Annotated in this window: 14 protein-coding genes and 2 pseudogenes; 10 read left to right on the top strand and 6 right to left on the bottom strand. The window is 61.8% G+C overall.

Annotated elements, in window-relative coordinates:
* Positions 1–3 precede the first annotated feature (3 nt).
* The 3 genes from LOY50_RS27930 to LOY50_RS27920 form a co-directional block, all read right to left on the bottom strand.
* A complete protein-coding gene (locus LOY50_RS27930) occupies positions 4–2,847 on the bottom strand; it encodes a class I adenylate cyclase (protein WP_258689781.1) in 2,844 nt (947 codons plus the stop codon).
* A gap of 170 nt (positions 2,848–3,017) precedes the next feature.
* On the bottom strand, positions 3,018–3,263 hold the full coding sequence (locus tag LOY50_RS27925) for a TIGR02647 family protein (RefSeq protein ID WP_003206789.1): 246 nt from the start codon (positions 3,261–3,263) through the stop codon (positions 3,018–3,020).
* Between the two features lie 264 nt (positions 3,264–3,527).
* Positions 3,528–3,812 (bottom strand): hypothetical protein, encoded by a 285-nt coding sequence (locus LOY50_RS27920; RefSeq protein WP_060740097.1) that lies wholly within the window; start codon positions 3,810–3,812, stop codon positions 3,528–3,530.
* 124 nt (positions 3,813–3,936) lie between these two features.
* On the opposite strand from LOY50_RS27920, the gene LOY50_RS27915 reads away from it, so the two are divergent.
* Complete coding sequence (locus LOY50_RS27915; protein WP_214510086.1) at positions 3,937–4,596, top strand: glutathione S-transferase family protein; 660 nt, start codon at positions 3,937–3,939, stop codon at positions 4,594–4,596.
* A gap of 121 nt (positions 4,597–4,717) precedes the next feature.
* Here the strand turns inward: LOY50_RS27915 and argH are convergent, their stop codons facing one another.
* A complete protein-coding gene (gene argH / locus LOY50_RS27910; RefSeq protein ID WP_253470336.1) occupies positions 4,718–6,112 on the bottom strand; it encodes an argininosuccinate lyase in 1,395 nt (464 codons plus the stop codon).
* Positions 6,113–6,387: 275 nt separating this feature from the next.
* Here argH and LOY50_RS27905 point away from each other — a divergent pair.
* The 8 genes and pseudogenes from LOY50_RS27905 to LOY50_RS27870 all read left to right on the top strand — a co-directional run.
* Positions 6,388–6,588, top strand: a pseudogene (locus tag LOY50_RS27905) (sensor histidine kinase); the annotation flags it as partial.
* A complete protein-coding gene (locus LOY50_RS27900) occupies positions 6,585–7,331 on the top strand; it encodes a LytTR family DNA-binding domain-containing protein (protein ID WP_214510084.1) in 747 nt (248 codons plus the stop codon). The pseudogene LOY50_RS27905 and the gene LOY50_RS27900, both read left to right, overlap by 4 nt.
* A 137-nt stretch (positions 7,332–7,468) precedes the next feature.
* Positions 7,469–8,410, top strand: a complete 942-nt coding sequence (gene hemC / locus LOY50_RS27895; RefSeq protein WP_253470334.1) for a hydroxymethylbilane synthase — start codon at positions 7,469–7,471, stop codon at positions 8,408–8,410.
* Positions 8,407–9,153: pseudogene (locus LOY50_RS27890) on the top strand (uroporphyrinogen-III synthase); the annotation flags it as partial. The gene hemC and the pseudogene LOY50_RS27890, both read left to right, overlap by 4 nt.
* 36 nt (positions 9,154–9,189) lie before the next feature.
* Positions 9,190–10,323 carry a uroporphyrinogen-III C-methyltransferase gene (locus LOY50_RS27885; RefSeq protein WP_253478339.1) on the top strand — a complete coding sequence of 378 codons (1,134 nt, stop codon included), beginning with the start codon at positions 9,190–9,192 and terminating at the stop codon, positions 10,321–10,323.
* On the top strand, positions 10,320–11,567 hold the full coding sequence (locus LOY50_RS27880) for a heme biosynthesis protein HemY (protein WP_214510082.1): 1,248 nt from the start codon (positions 10,320–10,322) through the stop codon (positions 11,565–11,567). Before LOY50_RS27885 ends, LOY50_RS27880 begins: the two co-directional genes overlap by 4 nt.
* Before the next feature lie 392 nt (positions 11,568–11,959).
* Positions 11,960–12,502, top strand: a complete 543-nt coding sequence (locus LOY50_RS27875; RefSeq protein WP_258689765.1) for a disulfide bond formation protein B — start codon at positions 11,960–11,962, stop codon at positions 12,500–12,502.
* A 174-nt stretch (positions 12,503–12,676) separates the two neighbouring features.
* Positions 12,677–13,135, top strand: a complete 459-nt coding sequence (locus tag LOY50_RS27870) for an Rsd/AlgQ family anti-sigma factor (RefSeq protein ID WP_003206770.1) — start codon at positions 12,677–12,679, stop codon at positions 13,133–13,135.
* A gap of 59 nt (positions 13,136–13,194) precedes the next feature.
* Here LOY50_RS27870 and LOY50_RS27865 read toward each other — a convergent pair whose 3' ends face one another.
* Positions 13,195–13,860, bottom strand: a complete 666-nt coding sequence (locus tag LOY50_RS27865; protein WP_253470329.1) for an FKBP-type peptidyl-prolyl cis-trans isomerase — start codon at positions 13,858–13,860, stop codon at positions 13,195–13,197.
* A 191-nt stretch (positions 13,861–14,051) separates the two neighbouring features.
* Between LOY50_RS27865 and LOY50_RS27860 the strand changes: the two genes are divergently transcribed.
* A complete protein-coding gene (locus LOY50_RS27860) occupies positions 14,052–15,212 on the top strand; it encodes an AlgP family protein (RefSeq protein ID WP_258689763.1) in 1,161 nt (386 codons plus the stop codon).
* Here LOY50_RS27860 and LOY50_RS27855 read toward each other — a convergent pair.
* Positions 15,209–15,673, bottom strand: a complete 465-nt coding sequence (locus LOY50_RS27855; protein ID WP_258689753.1) for a TIGR02444 family protein — start codon at positions 15,671–15,673, stop codon at positions 15,209–15,211. The two genes, LOY50_RS27860 and LOY50_RS27855, sit on opposite strands and share 4 nt — an antisense overlap.
* Positions 15,674–15,715 lie beyond the last annotated feature (42 nt).

The following is a 15,715-nucleotide window of genomic DNA, read 5'->3' as shown; positions in this document are numbered from 1 at the left end:
GTCTCAGACCTGGTTCAGTGCCTCGTTCAGGGCGCGTTCCAGGTCGGCCTTGTAGCGCAGGTATAAATTGCTTGAACAGGCGCCGTCGCCCACCAGGCCCGAGAGGTCCAGGTCGGTGATGTAGCAGCGATAGCGCTGGGCCTCGCGGCGCTGTTCGACGATCTCCCTGGCGACCACGCGGAACAGTTGGTCGCCATGCTCCAGTTCGGAAAACTCCTGCTGATCGCAGTACAGGGTGACGTGCACCTGCCCGTGCGCCGCTTTGCCGATGATCGCCTGCACGTCATAGAACGGCTTGTTGAGCAGCATCTGCGGGGCTTGCCGCGCTTCGATCCGTCGCGCCCGGCCGCTGCCTGAGGGCAATAACTGGTAGTACAGGGTTTCCAGGGTCTGCGGCTGGGCGGCATCCAGCGGCAGCAGGGCATCGCGACGGTAAAGCACCGACTGCAAAAAGCGTTGCAGCGGCACCAGCAGGCTTGGTTCGTCGTGATAAGGCACGTGTTGTTGCCACAGTGCGTTGAACTCGTCGAGCACGTACAGATTGGCCTCGTCTTCGTCGACGCGGTAGAACACCTGGATGCACTCGGGCTGGCCCATGGGCAGGATCAGCGCCAGGTCATGGTCCTCCAGGGCCATCGGGTCCAGGTGCAAGGGGCTGTAGGCCGTCAGTTCCTCGCCCAGGTAATCCATCAGCGCCGACAGGCTGCCCAGCGCCACGTGATTGACCTGGCCGGGCACCAGCTCCAGCACGTGATAGTGCTGCTGGACCTGAAGCAGATAGCGGTGATTGAGCCTGGTCAGCAGCAGGGTCTGCGCCGTGTCGATGACTTCTTCCACGCGCCGCGCAATGAATTGGGCGCGGTTGTGGCAGAAACAGCGCACCTGCAAGCGTGGCTGGTGCTGGGTGACGGGCAGGTCGTTGAGGTAATCGCGCAGGCAGTCGAGCAGGGCGTGTTCGCCGTCAAAACGGTTGACCAGCACCTCGTTCCAACTGTTGAGCGTGACCTGGTCGAGGGTCAGCACCAGGTTCTCCCGGACCCCGGCATAGCTCAGGGAGTCGGTGCGTTCGGTGGTCATCAGGATATTCAGGTCACGGTGGTGCTTGAGCGGGTCGACGCCGACGTTCACCAGGATCAACACTTCGCTGGGCACGCTGGCGCGCAGCAACTGTGCTTCATCCACGGTAGTCAAGGGCAGGGCAATGGACTGTTGCAGGCTGCCCAGCAGATTGAACAGTTCGAACTCGCTCAGGTCGCTGTCGCCTGGGTGCAGCGCCAGGCGCGTGCTGCTGTCGATTACGCCGTTGCGATGGCACCAGGTCAGCAGTTCCAGCAGCTCGCGGCAGCGCTTGATCGGCGCGAAGTTCTCCCACTCCAGGGCGTTGAGGCTGCCGTTGTACAGCGCCCACTGGTTCTGCCCCGGTTCTTTCTTGTTGGGTGACTGGACCAGCGTCAGGGTGTCTTCGGCCAGGTCCGGCGCGATGCCAGGGTTGATGAACTCGACCTTGTCGGCCTTGCGCTCGAAGGCTGCATACAACCGCCGGCCAAGCACGTTGAGATCGCGCTTGTTGATCAGGCTGACGGTTTTCTCGGTGCGGGCGAACTGGGTCAGGAAGCGGTAGCTGTGGGTGAGTTCGTTGACCAGGGCCCGTCGCTCGTGGCTGACCTGGCGGACTTTCCATTGGCTGCGGCTGTCCAGCAGCGCCAGTTGACGCTGGTCCCAGCCCCATTCCCGGGCCAGTCGTTCGAGCAGTACCCGTTGCCAGCCACTGTTACGCGTCTGGCCGGTGAGCTTGCGATTGACCTTCAGGTACAGCGCGCGGCGGATCAACTCCAGGCGTTCGGATTCGCCGCGGGCATTGAGGTATTCCTCGATGCGGCGGTAGACCAGCATGTACGGGTCCAGCTCTTCGAGGTCCAGGCGATTGGCAAACACGGCCTGTTTGAAGCGCAGGCTCAGGCAGCGGACATTCGGGTGTTCACTGGCATAGACCTCGGTCAGCAGCAGCTTGAGCACGGACTTGTAGGGCGACTCGATACCTTTGAACAGCTGCCAGAGCCCGGCACCGACGAATTCGCCCGGCGGAATGTAGGCCAGGTGCCCCAGGTCCAGGGTTTCATCGGCGCGGATGAAACGCTTGGACATCAGCGTATGGGTGTACTGCTCATAGTTCTCTTCTTCATAGACCGGCACGAGCCACCAGATCGGCGTGCGCCCGGCCAGCCAGATCGCGGTGCGGTAGAACTCGTCCAGCAGCAGGTAATGCTGGGTCGTGCCGCAATCGTCGGAACTGAGCTGGTTGTCCCGGTCACCCCTTACGAAGCGCGCCGGGTCGATCAGGAAAAAGTGGGCTTCGGCGCCCTGGGTCGCGGCCCAGATCTCCAGCAACTGGCATTTCTTGCGCAGCTCGGCCAGTTCATCGTCGCTCAGGTCCGGCCCGTGGCACACCCAAACGTCCATGTCGCTCTGGTCGGCCTGGGCCAGGGTGCCGAGGCTGCCCATCAGGAACAGGCCAAGGATCGGCCGTGGCGGGTTGCTGCCGTGTCGGGGCTTATAGGAAAACGAACGGGTCAGCCGCTGGGCTTCGGCAAGGATATTGGCGTCAGGCTCGTAGTTCGACAGCCCGGCAGGCGTGCTGCCGGAAACGTAGCCGGGCAGCAGAGGATGGTTGACGTGAAAGAACAGCGGCAACAACGTCAGCACGCCTTGCTGGCGCGGCGACAGGCCTTCGAGGGCGCGCTCCATCCGTACGGTGTTGAGCTTGAGAAAACGTGCGCGCAACTGGCTCAAGACCTTGCGGTCGATTCCCTCGTCCAGATCGGGGCGTATTTCGTGATTGCGGGTCATGTCAGCTCAAACCGGCTCGCGGCGTCGAACGTGGGGGGTAATGGCAGTTTAGCGCCCGATCTTGGGAATTCTTAAGCTGAAAACGGAATTCGGAAGCCGGTTTTTTACGCAGGGCACCCGTGCGCCTGCGGAAATCCCGTAAAGGAGATTTCCGTGGGCGACAGGGGGGATCAGGCGGCTTCTTGCACGCTGAGTATCGTCAGGACGGTTTGTACGTTCTGGGCGGCATCCCGTCCCAGGCTGGTCAGGTAACCACCGTCGGGCTGGGTGATCAGTTCTTTTTCGAACAGGCGTTGGGCAGCGGCAATCGCTTTAGGGGCAGCGGTCTGATGAATTTTCAGGCCTTCCTGGGAACTGTCCAGGTTGAAGAGTGCGAGGATTTCCAGTTCGGCAACCAGCTCAGGGGTAAGCGACATAAGGACTCCAGACTTTCTAGGAATTGGTCGACAGCGACACTAAGGTGAGCGCACTCGGCCGGCCTGTCCAGTCTCAGTGTCATGCTTTTTTGCCTAAAAGCATTTTTTGTGGCCCGTAGGAGCTGCGTAGGAGCTGTCGAGTGTAACGAGGCTGCGATCTTTCCCCTGACGCTTGAGTCTCAAGTGAAAGATCAAGATCAAGATCAAAAGATCGCAGCCTTCGGCAGCTCCTACAGGGCGCAGCCGAGCGGGAGCAAGCACCGTTCAGTTCTTTTCCGGCGGCAACTCAGGCAACGCGCGCAAGGCGGCTTCGTACCACTGGGTATCGAACGGGCGATCTTCTTCCAGGATCGCATCGATCTCCACCGCCAGCACATGGGCCATCAGGTTGAGGATTTCTTCGCGCTCGTAACCGACCAGGGTCAACTTGTTGAAAGTGGCCTTGGCCGCAGGCGGATTGTCACTTTCGATCTGGTTTTCGATGGCCTGGATCAGCGTGTTCTCGACGAATTCTTCTTCGTCATTGTCGATGTCGGTTGGCTCGCTCATGGCAGGCTCCTGGGAGAAAGGTCGCCAGTTTACCTGCATTCAGCGGCGTGATGCGCCTGGCAAGAAATACCCCGACGGTCTATAACGCAATGCTGCCAACCCCGCACGGCCTGGAGGCTTTGTAATGCTCGAGCTTTATGGTTTCTCTGTCAGTAACTATTACAACATGGTCAAGCTGGCGCTGTTGGAGAAGGGCCTGCCCTTCGAAGAAGTGCCGTTCTACCCCAACCAGACCGCCGAAGCGTGGGCCATCAGCCCGCGCGGGAAGGTGCCGGTGTTGAAAACCGAGCAGGGGTTTATCAACGAAACCAGCGTGATCCTCGAGTACATCGAGCAAACCCAGCCAGGCAAGGCCCTGCTGCCCAGTGACCCGTTCGAGCGGGCCCAGGTATTGGCCTTGTGCAGGGAGATCGAGTTGTACATCGAGTTGCCGGCGCGGGCTTGCTTTGCCGAGGCATTTTTCGGCATGACGGTGCCCGATGCCATCAAGGAAAAGAGCAAAGACGAATTGCGGCAGGGGTTCGCCTCGCTCGGTCGGCACGGCAAATTCGCGCCCTACGTGGCGGGCGATAGTCTGACCATTGCCGATCTGTATTTCTTCTACAGCGTCTCGCCGGCCTGCCAGGTGGGCAGGAAGTTGTTCGATATCGACCTGCTGGCAGACATGCCGGCGGCCAAGGCGCTGATGGAGCGCTTGGAGCAGAATCCGCATGTGCAGCGGATTGCGGCGGATAGAGAAGCAGCGATGCCGGCGTTTTTGGCGATGATCGCTGCCAAGAAGTGAGTTTCTTGGTGTTTTGAAGTGAGTTATCGCGAGCAAGCTCGCTCCCACATTGGATCTTCAGTGAGCACATATTCTGTGAACATGGAGATCCGGTGTGGGAGCGAGCTTGCTCGCGATGCTTTTAGCGGCTGGCGATCAGCGCCTGGCCGCGCACTACGGCTGCCTTGACCTGCGCCGGCGCGGTGCCGCCGATGTGGTCGCGGGCATTGACCGAGCCTTCGAGGGTCAGCACGGCAAACACATCCTGTTCGATCTGGTCGCTGAACCGGCGCAGTTCGTCCAGGCTCATTTCCGCCAGGTCCTTGCCGCTGTCCACGCCGTACTTCACGGCATGGCCGACGATCTCATGGCAGTCGCGGAACGGCAGGCCACGGCGCACCAGGTAATCGGCCAGGTCCGTGGCGGTGGAGAAGCCGCGCAGGGCCGCTTCGCGCATCACCGCGTGCTTGGGCTTGATGGCGGGGATCATGTCGGCGAAGGCCCGCAGCGAGTCGCGCAAGGTGTCGGCGGCGTCGAACAGCGGTTCCTTGTCTTCCTGGTTGTCCTTGTTGTAGGCCAGCGGCTGGCCTTTCATCAGGGTCAGCAGGCCCATCAATGCGCCGAACACCCGGCCGCTCTTGCCCCGCACCAGTTCCGGCACGTCGGGGTTTTTCTTTTGCGGCATGATCGAACTGCCGGTGCAGAAGCGGTCCGGCAGGTCAATGAACTGGAATTGCGCACTGGTCCACAGCACCAGCTCTTCGGAGAAACGCGACAGGTGCATCATCGCGATGCTCGCGGCGGCGCAGAATTCGATGGCGAAATCGCGGTCCGAGACGTTATCCAGCGAGTTGCCGCCCACGGCGTCGAAGCCCAGCAACTGCGCGGTGTATTCACGGTCGATCGGGTACGTGGTGCCGGCCAGCGCGGCGCTGCCCAGGGGCATGCGGTTGGTGCGCTTGCGGCAGTCCACCAGGCGCTCGTAGTCGCGGCTGAGCATTTCGAACCAGGCCAGCATGTGATGCCCAAACGTTACAGGTTGGGCGGTTTGCAGGTGCGTGAAGCCCGGCATGATGCTCTCGGCTTCGCGCTCGGCTTGCTCCAGCAGGCCTTTTTGCAGACGAGTGATTTCGGCCAGGATCAGGTCGATTTCATCGCGCAGCCACAGGCGGATGTCGGTGGCGACCTGGTCGTTGCGGCTGCGGCCGGTGTGCAGTTTCTTGCCCGTCACGCCGATGCGGTCGGTCAGGCGCGCTTCGATGTTCATGTGCACGTCTTCAAGGTCGACGCGCCAGTCGAACTGGCCGGCCTCGATTTCAGTCTCGATGGTCTTCAGGCCGTCGATGATGCTGTCGCGCTCGGCATCGGTCAGCACGCCGACCTTGGCCAGCATGGTGGCGTGGGCGATCGAGCCCATGATGTCGTGGCGATACAGGCGCTGGTCAAAGTTGACGGAGGCGGTGAAGCGGGCGACGAAGGCGTCGACGGGTTCACTGAAGCGGCCGCCCCAGGACTGATTGGTCTTGTCAGTGCTCATGAATTCGCTCGTGATCGGCTGTGGAAAAAGTAGCGGTTAAAGGCTGCGGCGGATGATAGCAGGGTTGCCGGGACTGGCGCTGGCACTGGTCGGCAGGTTTTTTCGACGCAAGCCTGGGATCCAACCGGGTTTTCCCGCAACGATATTTTTCGATTGAGCAATATTGAGCAATATCGTCGTGGCAACCGTCTACAGTGGACTGTAGGACTTTTGCTTTTTCCACCCATGGCGCAGCGGATATAGATAAGAAGGGGGTGCTCATATTGGTCAGATCGACAGTTAACAATCCCTACGGCGACGCCGTGCGACAACGGGCCTCGGGCATCGGTCGGCAAGCGCTGGTAAAGATAGGCAACCGCCTCGCGGCACTTTTTGGCCCTCGAACGAGTCTTAGCGTGGATCGCCGTGACGGATGTCACTTCCCCTGTCTACGCTATCCTTGTGCGAGACTCACGCAGGAATCCAGCGCAATATGAATGTCCTGATCGTTGATGACGAACCACTGGCCCGCGAGCGCCTGAGCCGAATGGTTGGCGAGCTCGAGGGTTACAGTGTCCTGGAGCCGAGCGCCACCAATGGCGACGAGGCATTGGCCCTTATTGACAGCCACAAGCCGGATATCGTGCTGCTCGACATTCGCATGCCTGGCCTGGACGGTCTGCAGGTTGCGGCGAAGTTGTGCGAACGAGAGTCGCCGCCTGCGGTGGTGTTCTGTACCACCCGGGACGATTTCCCTCCCGAGGTGTTGCAGGCCGGCGCCGTGGGCTACCTGGTCAAGCCCGTGGCGGCCGAGGCGTTGCTCGAAGCCTTGCGCAAGGCCGAGCGGCCCAACCGCGTGCAGTTGGCAGCGCTGACCCGTCCGGCCGCCGAAAGCGGCAGCGGCCCGCGCAGCCATATCAGTGCGCGCACCCGCAAAGGCATCGAGCTGATCCCGTTGAACCAGGTGGTCTATTTCATTGCCGACCACAAATACGTGACCTTGCGCCATGAGAGTGGCGAGGTGTTGTTGGATGAGCCACTCAAGGCCCTCGAAGACGAGTTCGGCGAACGTTTCGTACGCATCCATCGCAACGCCCTTGTGGCCCGCGAGCGGATCGAGCGTTTGCAGCGCACCCCCCTTGGGCATTTCCAACTGTTCCTCAAGGGCCTCAATGGCGATGCGCTGATTGTCAGCCGACGGCACGTGGCCGGCGTGCGCAAGATGATGCAGCAGCTTTAATGCAGCGGTCCAAGGCGTTCGATGCGTTTCATTTCGAGGATTTGGCGGCCAGGGAGGCCTTGGGGTCGTGATTCAAATCAAAGCGGTTTTGGCTGAGCTGTTATTATCTGCCGTATCTTTTAAGTACGGATTGATCCATGTCCCCTCGCGAGATCCGCATCGCCACCCGTAAAAGTGCCTTGGCCCTCTGGCAGGCCGAATACGTCAAAGCCCGCCTGGAAGCGGCCCATCCCGGCCTGATCGTGACCCTGGTGCCCATGGTCAGTCGCGGTGACAAGCTGCTGGATTCGCCGCTGTCGAAGATCGGCGGCAAGGGCCTGTTCGTCAAGGAACTGGAAACCGCGTTGCTGGACAACGAAGCCGACATCGCCGTGCATTCGATGAAAGACGTGCCCATGGACTTCCCCGAAGGCCTGGGCCTGTTCTGCATCTGCGAGCGGGAAGACCCACGCGATGCGTTCGTCTCCAACACGTTCTCCAGTCTTGAAGCACTGCCTGCCGGGAGCGTGGTCGGCACTTCCAGCCTGCGTCGCCAGGCACAGTTGCTGACTCGCCGTCCGGACCTGCAAATCCGTTTCCTGCGCGGTAACGTCAATACGCGCCTGGCCAAGCTCGATGCCGGTGAGTACGACGCGATCATTCTCGCCGCCGCCGGCCTGATCCGCCTGGGCTTTGAAGATCGCATCACCTCGGCCATCAGCGTCGACGACAGCCTTCCGGCCGGTGGACAAGGGGCGGTGGGCATCGAGTGCCGCAGCGCCGACCGCGACATCCACGCCTTGCTGGCGCCGCTGCACCATGAAGACACCGCTACGCGGGTCTTCGCCGAACGTGCCCTCAACAAACACCTCAATGGCGGTTGCCAAGTGCCGATCGCCTGTTACGCCGTGCTGGAAGGCGAACAGGTCTGGTTGCGCGGCCTGGTGGGGGATCCCAACGGTGGCCGGCTGCTCAGCGCCGAAGCCCGGGCGCCGCGCCACGATGCCGAGGCGTTGGGCGTGCGGGTGGCCGAAGACCTGTTGAGCCAGGGCGCCGCCGACATTCTCAAGGCGGTCTACGGCGAGGCCGGCCACACGTGACGGGTTGGCGGCTGCTGCTCACCCGGCCGGCGGACGAGTCGTCGGCGCTGGCGGCTGTCCTGGCCGAAGCGGGGGTCTACAGCAGCAGCCTGCCCTTGCTGGATATCGAGCCGGTCCCGCTATCCGATGCCGGACGGGCGATATTCCAGGCGCTGGACCAATACTCTGCCGTGATCGTCGTCAGCAAACCGGCCGCACGCCTGTGCGTCGAGTTGCTGCGCCAGTACTGGCCCCAGCCTCCAGACCAACCATGGTTCAGCGTGGGCGCGGCCACCGGACAGATTCTCGTCGATGCCGGCCTCATGGTGTTTTATCCCGATAACGGCGATGACAGCGAAGCCTTGCTGGAACACTTGGTCTTGCGCCAGGCTGTTGCGCGGCCCGACCCCAAGGTGTTGATCGTGCGGGGCGAGGGCGGGCGTGGCTTGCTGGCAGAGCGTTTGCGCGAGCAAGGTGCTAGTGTCGATTATCTGGAATTGTACCGCCGCCACTTGCCCGATTACGGCGAAGGGGCGTTGCCGGCGAAAGTCGAAGCGGAACGCTTGAACGCACTGGTGGTCAGCAGTGGGCAGGGCTTCGAGCATCTGCAGCGGCTGGCCGGCGATGCGTGGCCGGCCCTGGCGCGGTTACCGTTGTTTGTTCCAAGCCCAAGGGTTGCCGAGATGGCGCGTGCCGCCGGGGCCCGAACAGTTGTGGATTGTCGTGGCGCCAATGCCGCGGCTTTGCTGGCGGCGTTACGGGAACACTCCGTGCCGTTTTCTAATGCAAAGGATGGATACGTGAGCGAAACAGCCTTGCCAAAAGAAGATCTAGACCAGCCAGCGATCGATGCGCCGGTTGAAACTCCGCCTCCAGTGGCGCCGCGTCGCGGTAACGGGTTGGCCATTGTTGCATTGCTGCTCGGGGCTGCTGGCGTGGCCGTGGGCGGTTGGGGCGTGTGGCAGGTGCGTCATCTGCAAACCAATAACCAGCAGCAGTCCGCCCAGGTCCAGGCACTGAATGACCAGGCCCAGAGCCTCAAGCTCAACGAGCAACGCCTGAGCGAGCGCCTGGCGCAATTGCCCCCGGCCGAAGAGCTGGAGGAGCGGCGGCGCCTGGTGGCCCAGTTGCAAAGTGACCAGCAGCACCTGAACCAGCGCCTGGAAACCGTGCTCGGTGCCAGCCGCAAGGATTGGCGCCTGGCGGAGGCCGAGCACTTGTTGCGCCTGGCCAGCCTGCGTCTTTCTGCCCTGCAGGACATCAACAGTGCCCAGGCGCTGGTCCAGGGGGCGGACGAAATCCTGCGCGAGCAGAACGACCCCGGTTCGTTCGCCGCCCGCGAGCAACTGGCCAAGACCCTCGCCGCGTTGCGCAGCACCGAGCAACCGGATCGCACCGGGCTGTTCCTGCAACTGGGCGCCTTGCGTGACCAGGTCCTGGAGCTGACCGAGCTGGCGCCCGAGTACAAGGACCGCGGTGAATCCCTGCTGGGCCTGACCGCCGACGGCGATGGCGCCAGTCGTTGGGCGCAGTGGTGGGACCAGATCTCGCGCTATATCCGTATCGACTTCAACGCCGATGAGAATGTTCGTCCGCTGCTGGCCGGGCAAAGCCTCGTGCAAGTGCGCCTGGCCTTGAGCCTGGCGCTGGAGCAGGCGCAATGGGCCGCCCTCAATGGTCAGGCGCCGGTCTACACCCAGGCGCTGACCGAGGCTCGGGACGTGTTGAAGAACAACTTCAACCAGGACAACCCGCAAAGCAAGATCATGCTCGAACGCGTGGGTGAGCTGTCCAAGCAGCCGGTGACGGTGGTCACCCCGGACCTGACGGGCACGCTGAGCAGCGTCCAGGCTTACCTTGAGCGCCGCGACCTCAATGCCCAGGAATCGGTCAAGCCGCTGCCCGCGCCTGGCGCGCAGGAGGCCACGCCATGAAGCGTCTCTACGTGATTCTGTTCGTGGTCATCGCTGCCGCTGCCTTGCTGGGCGTGGCGATTGCCGAGCATTCGGGTTACGTGCTGGTGGCGTACAAGAACTTCCGTTATGAAGCCGGCCTGTGGGTCACCCTGGCGCTGGTGGCGGTGCTCTGGCTGGTGTGGCGAGGCCTGAGGGCGCTGATCGGGCTGGTGACTACGTCCAGCGGCGTGGTCAACCCGTGGTCGCGGCGCAACCGCAGCCGGCGGGTGCAAGTGGCGATCGAGCACGGCCAGTTGGACCTGGCCGAAGGTCGCTGGGCCAGTGCCCAACGACACCTGCATCGTGCGGCCGAAGCCGAGCGCCAGCCGCTGCTGTATTACCTCGGTGCTGCCCGTGCGGCCAACGAACAAGGTCTCTACGAACAGAGCGACAGTTTGCTCGAGCGCGCCCTGGAGCGTCAGCCCCAGGCGGAACTGGCCATTGCCCTGACGCACGCGCAACTGCAGACGGACCGAGGCGACACCGACGGCGCGTTGACCACGCTGCAGGCCATGCATGAGCGTCATCCCCATAACGTCCAGGTCCTGCGCCAATTGCAACGACTGCATCAGCAGCGCGGCGACTGGTCGGCATTGATCCGGCTGTTGCCGGAGCTGCGCAAGGACAAGGTCCTGCCGCCAGCTGAACTGGCGGAACTGGAACGTCGTGCCTGGGGTGAAAACCTCACCCTGGCAGCCCACCGTGAGGAGGACGGCAGCGTCGGTTTGCAGTCGCTCAATCGCGCCTGGCAACAACTGACCTCCGCGCAGCGCCAGGAGTCGGCGCTGGTGCTGGCCTATGCCGAGCAGTTGCGCCAGTTGGGGGCCCAGGTCGAGGCCGAAGAGGTGCTGCGAAGTGCGCTCAAGCGTCACTACGACAGCCATCTGGCGCGCTTGTATGGGTTGGTTCGGGGCAATGATCCTGTCCGTCAGTTGCAAACGGCCGAAGGCTGGCTCAAGGATCATCCGGCTGATCCAAGCCTGCTGCTGACCCTGGGGCGCCTATGCCTGCAGAACAGTTTGTGGGGCAAGGCGCGGGACTATCTGGAAAGCAGCTTGCGCGTCCAACGCAACCCCGAAGCCTGTGCTGAACTGGCGCGATTGCTGGCGCAACTGGGCGATGCCGAGCGTAGCAACCAGTTGTTCCAGGAGGGGTTGGGGCTGCTGGACGAGCGCCTGCTGGCCGCGCCGTTGCCGGTTCCGGCTCAGGTGTTGTCCACTTGAGAGGGGCATGATTCATTCTTGAAAATGGTATGAACCATTGTGGCGAGGGAGCTTGCTCCCGCTCGGCTGAGAGGCCTGTGGTGAATTGAAGATCGCCATCGCGAGCAAGCTCGCTCCCACATTTGATCCCTGGCCACCGCCAACCCCCTGTGGGAGCGAGCTTGCTCGCGATGACATCCCCCCAGGCAACCCAGAACCGGGTGCGAATACCGCCCTGGTTTTGGGGCTTTGGTCATGCCATCAGTAAAGTCCTACAGCCCATCGCGCTGAATCCTCTTTGGCCTGTCGGGAATTCCCTACATCCCTGGTGAAGTGTCTGCGCGGGCCTGCCTTGAAAGGCCCGAGGGCTTTCCTCTACCGTAACTGCTTGTCTCTTCTGTTACGGAACCGCCATGTCTTTGGCCAGCTCACGCTTCTTGTTTTTCATGGCTTCCATCGCCGCAGCCCTGGCTTTGGGCATCGCCACTTATCTGGAGTATTCGGTCGGCCTGACGCCTTGCAGCCTGTGTGTCTTGCAGCGGTTGTGCCTGATGCTGTTCCTGGCGAACAGCCTTGTGGCATGCGTACACGGTCCAGGCCAAAGAGGCAGTCTCTTCTATGGTGCGGCAGGGTTGGTTTTTGCGACGGGGGGAATGACCCTGGCAGGGCGCCAGGTCTTGATGCAAAGCCATTCGTTCGAGCCGTTTCCTGATTGTGTTGCCCAGCCCAAGCTGATGGATTCGTGGTGGTGCGCGTTGCATCGCGTCCTCGACGGCGCGGTCGATTGCGCGAATATCACCTGGACGCTGCTTGACCTGAGTATCCCCGAATGGAGCCTGTTGTTTTTTCTCGCGGTGTCCAGCGCGATGGCCTATCTACTGCTGCGCCTTGCCTGGAGTGCTCTGGTACGACCGCTCAGCGGCGATACGTCGCAGATGCTCCGGGCCGTGGATTAAACACTTGTATGAACATTATCTCCTGCGTACCTTGAAGCCATTGTCGTGCGGGCATAATCTGGCCCGCACGTGTTATTGGAATTGTGTCGCTCGATCATGTTGTGTCTGGCTTGTCCCTGATCATCAGGCGTGCACAGGCTGCGAGTGGCATGACTCACAAGGGAAGAAATCACCATGCTCGAAAGTTGTCAGAATGCTCAGGAACGCTGGGGTGGGGTGCATCTGCTGATCGATCGCTGGCTGCAGGAGCGTCACGAACTGGTTCGGGCCTACGATGCCCTCGGCGATAAGCCTGAAGCGCTGAGCGAAAGCCGCAAACCCTTGCAGGAGTTCTGCGGTGTGCTGGTCGACTATGTGTCTGCCGGTCATTTCGAGATCTACGAACAACTGACGGGCGAGGCCAAGGCCTTCAACGACAAGCGCGGCTTGGAACTCGCCGAGCAGATCTACCCGCGCATCGACGTCATCACCGAAAAGTTGCTGGCGTTCAACGACCTGTGCGATGAAGGCAAGTGCGTAGCGGAAAAATTCAAGGAGCTGGGCGGCTTGCTGCACGAGCGTTTCGAACTGGAAGACTGCCTGATCGAAGTGCTGCACAACGCTCACAAGGAAGAAGCCGCGGTCCAGGCCTGACGGTTTCGCGGTCATGAAAAAACGGTGCGCATTGCGCACCGTTTTTTATTGGGTCGGCGTCAGGTCGTCGCGCCCAACAATTCGATTTCAAACACCAGTGGCGTGAACGGCGGGATCACATCTCCCGCCCCTTCGGCGCCATAGGCCAGGGTCGACGGAATCACCAGCCGCCATTTTGCGCCTACCGGCATTTGCGGCAATGCACTGCGCCAGCCGTCAATCACGCTGTCGAGGTTGAACCACTGCGCCTGGTGGTTGGAATCGAATACGGTGCCGTCCGGCAAGCGACCGGTATACAGCACCTGGACCTTGCCGTGAGGGCCGGCCTTCGCGCCGTGGCCTGGCTTGATCTCGGTCAGCAGGATGCCGTCTGCGAGTTGCTGGACGCCGGGACGGTTCTTTTCTTCATTGAGAAATTTCTGCTCCGTTTTCAACGCGGCGTCGATCTGTGGCGTTGTCGATTGCGAATTCAGTTGTGCCTGGTGCTCGGCCAGGATCTGTTCGATGCGTTCATCCTTGAGGGCCAGCGGCTTGCCCAGGTAGGCCTGTTGCAAGCCTTCGACCAAGGCTTTGATCTGCAGGTCCGGCACGTCCTGGCGCAGGCGTTCGCCGAGGCTCGCGCCCAGGCTGTAAGCCAAATCGTGGGCATCGTTTGCGCTGGGTTTTTCAACGGCCTGGACCGTCGAGCAAACCATGCACAGGAATAAAAACAGGTGACGCGACATGTGTGCTCTCCGGCCTCGAATCGAGGAATTATGCCAGTGCCGATATCTATAGAGGTGGATTGCCAAGGCACTGGCGCAGAAGATTTTTCGTCCCTTGCAACGCAACGTCTTGTGTACTGTCAACATGCCCTAGCGGCGGTTGAAGCAGAGGTCTAGTATGAGCCGCACTCACGTCAGTCAGGAGGTAAACCATGTCGGCCACCAAGAAGCCTGTAAACACTCCGTTGCACTTGCTCCAACAACTCTCGGGCAGCTTGCTCGAACATCTGGAAAATGCCTGCTCCCAAGCCCTGGCTGATGCTGAAAAACTGCTCGCCAAACTTGAAAAACAACGCGGCAAAGCGCAAGAAAAACTGCATAAGTCGCGCACCAAATTGCAAGACGCAGCCACCGCTGGCAAGGCCAAGGCACAAGCCAAGGCCAAAGAGGTCGTGAAAGAACTCGAAGACCTGCTCGATGCCTTGAAGGATCGTCAGTCCGAGACCCGCACCTACATTCTGCAACTCAAGCGTGATGCCCAGGAAAGCCTGAAACTGGCCCAGGGTGTCGGTCGTGTTCAAGAAGCCGCAGGCAAGGCGCTGACGCTTCGTGCTGCCAAGCCTGCCGCTGTATCGGCCAAGAAGCCGGCGGCTAAACCCGTCGCGGCAAAAGCTGCGGCCAAAGTCGCTGCCAAGCCTGCTGCCAAACCGGTCGCTGCCAGTGCTGCAAAACCTGCGGCAAAAAAACCAGTTGTCAAAGCGGCGGCCAAGCCTGCCGCAAAAACGGCGGCCGCTAAACCTGCTGCCGCCAAGCCCGCTGTAAAAGCTGCTGCAAAACCCGCCGCCAAACCTGCGGCAAAAGCTGCTGCAAAACCAGCGGCAAAAGCTGCGGTCAAACCTGCCGCTAAAACCGCCGCCGCCAAACCTGCCGCGACGAAAACCGCTGCCGCTAAACCTGCTGCCAAAGCGGCGGTAAAAGCCACTGCAAAACCTGCTACCGCCAAGCCTGCTGCCAAACCAGCAGCGAAGCCTGCGGCAACCAAAACGGCTGCGGCCAAGCCCGCTGCGAAAACGGCTGCCAAGCCAGTCGCTACCAAAGCACCCGCCAAAGTAGCGGCTAAACCCGCTGCGGCAAAACCGGCTGCCAAGCCAGCTGTTGCGAAGCCGGCCGCTGCAAAACCTGCCGCCAAGCCAGCGGCCAAGCCTGCCGTGAAAAAGCCAGCCGCCGCAAAACCTGCGACTGCGCCAGCCGCCAAGCCAGCGACACCGGCTCCGACCGCGGCACCGGCTCCAACCGCCAGCACTCCGGCCGCGGCGACCAGCCCATCCGCCGCCGTTGCGCCGAGCAGCAGCACCCCAACCAGCGCTTCCTAAGTGCCGGACACCGCGACGCGCAGCTGATGCAGCGCGTCGCGGCTCGCTGGCCCGGCATTCGCCGCCAGCCCTTGCAGCCATTGCGCTGAATCGTTCTGTTGTGTCCCGGGCCAATCCTTGGCCAGTGCTTCCAATCGCTCCAGCAATTGCCGTTCGGCTGCCAACTCCAGTTGTTTGACTTGCTCGCGCAGGCCATTGAGTGCCGTGTCCTGGAGGGCACTGGTTTTCCATTGGCGACGAAGCGTGCGCAGTGGCCGCACCACCTCGGCATCCCAAGGCTTGGCCAATCGTCGAAGCTGCTGCAGCCTGTGTTCATTGCAGGCCACGCCGCGCTGCGCCAGCCACAGGCCGCACAGCAGCAGGCAGACGTTGGCGCCGGCGTCTTGTGACGCCAGGCAGGCGGGCTCTACGCCAGGCTTGGCATAGAGGTCGAGGGAAAAGCTCCACAGGTCTGGGGACATCGTGCTACTCGCGCCAGTTGCGAGCGAAGCTGGTAGACTCCG

The sequence above is a fragment of the Pseudomonas sp. B21-010 genome, from assembly GCF_024749325.1.
GTDB lineage: Bacteria > Pseudomonadota > Gammaproteobacteria > Pseudomonadales > Pseudomonadaceae > Aquipseudomonas > Aquipseudomonas kilonensis.
This window is presented reverse-complemented; position numbering and strand designations above follow the sequence as displayed.